The sequence below is a fragment of the Coleofasciculus sp. genome (genome assembly GCF_046539235.1).
Taxonomy (GTDB): Bacteria; Cyanobacteriota; Cyanobacteriia; order Cyanobacteriales; family Coleofasciculaceae; genus Coleofasciculus.
Genome location: NZ_JBKHHI010000560.1, coordinates 1 through 3,452, shown reverse-complemented (window position 1 = coordinate 3,452; position 3,452 = coordinate 1). Strand labels below are relative to the sequence as shown.

The 3,452-nt window shown below is 46.7% G+C and carries 3 protein-coding genes; 2 read left to right on the top strand and 1 reads right to left on the bottom strand.

What is annotated here, in order from left to right; genetic code table 11:
* Positions 1–490: 490 nt before the first annotated feature.
* Positions 491–1,804: a hypothetical protein gene (locus ACLFWI_RS28515; RefSeq protein ID WP_446415734.1), complete on the bottom strand. Its 1,314-nt coding sequence runs from the start codon at positions 1,802–1,804 to the stop codon at positions 491–493.
* A 210-nt stretch (positions 1,805–2,014) separates the two neighbouring features.
* Between ACLFWI_RS28515 and ACLFWI_RS28510 the strand changes: the two genes are divergently transcribed.
* Together ACLFWI_RS28510 and ACLFWI_RS28505 are read left to right on the top strand one after the other, a co-directional pair.
* On the top strand, positions 2,015–2,779 hold the full coding sequence (locus ACLFWI_RS28510) for a hypothetical protein (protein ID WP_446415733.1): 765 nt from the start codon (positions 2,015–2,017) through the stop codon (positions 2,777–2,779).
* Positions 2,780–2,998: 219 nt separating this feature from the next.
* The gene (locus tag ACLFWI_RS28505) at positions 2,999–3,238 is read left to right on the top strand and encodes a hypothetical protein (RefSeq protein ID WP_446415732.1); all 240 of its coding nucleotides are present in this window, start codon (positions 2,999–3,001) and stop codon (positions 3,236–3,238) included.
* The last annotated feature ends 214 nt before the right edge of the window (positions 3,239–3,452 follow it).

The window sequence follows — 3,452 nt, the reverse complement described above, 5'->3', positions numbered from 1 at the left end:
GTTGTTGGGTGATATGAGTTGGGAATAATGTTCGTCATGGTTTATGAAGGGGGTAAGTTGTCAAGCATTTAAATTGGGAATGGGTAGCGAGCTTGCTGGCTCACACTACTGGCGTGGCGCACCTTAATTGGTGTGGTGGATTAAAACCGTAGGGGCGCACCGATGTGCGCCCATCAAACTGTCAAATTAATCCCACGCTTTTAGGGCAAAGGTGCGTTACGCTTCGCTAACGCACCCTACATATAGAGTCTTTGCGTAAGTCCTAAAACCTACACCTGTCAGCCGACGAAGAGGGGGGAGGACAGAGGATGCGAGAGCTTTTGTTGCACGGGAGAAGGGGAACCAGATTCTCTTACTCCCCTCTTGCTCCCCTCTCCCAAGCTTGGGAGAGGGGCTGGGGGTGAGGGCTGGGGTTGAGGGGTTGAGCTTCAGTTGACACGGGCGCACGTCGGTGCGCCCCTACCTTTTCTGGAGAGGGCTGAAGCCCTTACTACAAGCTGGCTAACTCAACTAACTGCTTTGCCAACTCTTGAATCATGGGACGAGTTTTCACCGATTCACCCCGAATCAGTCGGTGAACTGTTCCCCTTAACTGCGGCGTTTGGGTTTGAATCGTATCAGTTGTGGCATCAAGACTACTATAAATAATCGCAATCACAGTCAAGTTCAGCTTTCGACAAAACTCTTGCCAATCGGCTACCTCGGATTCCGATTTGGCTAAAATCACTGCATGGGTAGCTTGAGCCATAATTAACTCATTTTCTTTACTTATCTTACCCCCTACATCAAACAGTAATAACGAGTTTTTAATCACTTCAATCGTTCGCGCTTTGCCCTGGGCAAATTCCGGTGTAAACTTCGCCTTATACTCCGCTTTTAATTCTGCCGCTAACTCCGGATACTTCTGTGCTGTTTGTGCAAACCAGCTACCATCCCCATCTGGACAACCGGAAATCGTGTAAAAATCCTGGGGAGCATCCTCTCGCTCCAGAATTGCCTCTTTCAACCCATCCCGAAAAACAGTTTTTCCCGTATTGGGAGCGCCGCATAGCACTACTTTCACCGTCTGACAGGGATCACGCTCCAGATCAATCCTGTCTCCCACCTGATAATCTGGAGTATGACTAATCGTGATAATATAACGGTCTAAACCGCGATCGCCTATTTTCGGATCAAAGACTGCGATCGCACTATAGCGATGAGCCAGTTCCAATGCTAGGACAAAAGAGGCTAACACTGTTGAACGCCCATTGATTTTCAGCAGTTTTCCGCCTGTTAATTGCCCCGAATTAATTAATTTCTGTAACTGTGCCTTGACATCGCGCACAATTTGGTCGCCGTCTACTTGCACCTCATTATTAATCTCTACTCTCAGAACATCTCCTTCCCAACGGACAAAAAATGAAGGAGTCGATAACTCAGCCGAACGCTTAACCTCAGTCACCTCCCCAGTCTGAAAATTGACGCTTCGACTCCGCTCAGCGTCAACGCGGCTAGCCAAAGGATACTCTGGTGTCGTACTACTCACCACCACATACGCCCCCAACCGTGTATCCGCCACTGCAACCACTCGATACAGATGCGCCACCTCATGAGCCAGAGTATAACTCGCCCCCACTGAAATCCGCCCATTAATTTTGAGCAGATTCCCCCCGGAAAGTTCTCCAGAAGCAATCATTTGCTTCACCTGAGTCTGCACATCTTGCACAATGACATCGCCATCAGCCGGAATTGGCTTCCCTGCATCGGTTTTGGCAAAATCCACTTTGAGAGTATCGCCTTTAAGGTGTATTGAATAAGTCATGATTCGGTATTCCTGATTCATCGGTGTGACTACTAAGCCTGACATGGGTTGACCTTCCTTTGGTAGAGACGTTGCATGCAACGTCTCTACTATGGCAGGTAGTAAGAAGAGGGGCTTTCCAATTTCTAGAAAAGGGTTTTTATTTTGCCTAAAATGTTATAACATTACCATAAGTACATCAAACACTAAATATCAAAGGAGAAAAAAAACATGACACACATCTCCCCCAACTTCGACCCCAGCAATACTGCTGAACCCTCTATCCAGCAAGTCTTAGAGGAATTGGGTATCGCCCAACTCCTCGGGTTGATCAAGCACCACAGCGACATTGACTTCGATGCAGATCAAATGCACCTAACGGATGCGGAAGCCCATGCGATCGCGGCGTTATTTATCCAGCAGTTGACCGAAAGCCTGAATGGTAAACTCATTGCTGGCGCTTTAAATACTCTGCGTCACAGTGAAGAAATGGAGGACGTAAAGCAAGAGGACGGGCGGGTTTTGCCACCAAGTTGGGTAAAACAATTCCTGTTTGTTCCTAAACCCGCCCCTACACAGTCAACACTCAACCATTCTCCCCATGAAGATGAGGACAACCTATACTGTTATCCCACCCATTCTGATCAGGAAATAGAGCCTCTATTGGTGCGTACCCCAACCGGACTCTATAATCCCAAAGACCCCCACCATCCCCGCCCGATTACCCAGCGTGAACAATACATCATTGACCTCTATTGTTACTGTAAATTAAAGATGACACCCAAGAAGTTTTATTCCAAATGGGATGTCACGTATGAGCAAATTTCTCACATCTGTTTCCGTTCCCTGGGAACTGTTCAATGTTGGTTCAACCGAGGTCAAGGGTATCGCTCCCCTCAACCCGTTGACTTGCGCCAGTTGACTATCGTGGATTTTTTGCTCGATCATTATGAAGAACTCCCCCAATCCTTAATTGATCTGCTCTGTTCCTATTGATTCCATGGGGGAGAATTCAAAGCCTCTCCAAATAAAAAATATATTCCGCTTCCCTCTCCTTGTAGGAGAGGGCTAGGGAGAGGTTCGGAGAGAGGTTTTCCAGAGAGGTTTTCCAGATCCCGACCCCAAGGAAGCTACATATAGACCTTAAATCTGTTGAAAAAGGGGGTTGCCAACAACGATTATAATCAAAAGCTGATAGTTACATCCAATCACTCCATGTCTGCTGAAGAATTTCTTCCCACCGTCCACTGCTTAGAAACCCTTGTACCAGAACTATTGCAAGTTTCTAATCATCCATCGGTTCCAACCCAATCCAAAAATTGCCTCACACTTTTAGCCTGTGGCGCTCGACGGTGGGTCATACTCCGGTCGTTGTATGACCGCGATAGTCACTTCTTTATCGAATTTGAAACTGAACTCTTTAACTGTGCGGATTGGTTAAAGAAGTTCAAATAAAAAGTTGATCATTATAAAACTCGTTCTTTCTCAGATTGGCTATTTCCCGAATATACCGAATCCTTCACCAATCAATTCATTGCTACCTTAAACTATCGCACTCTTCAAATGACAAATGACGTAGCTTGCTTCTCGCGATAGCGAGTATGACGAATGACATACAGCAGATTTGGTGGTTGATGAGGTACAGTCTCTAAGCAAGATCCCCGACTTC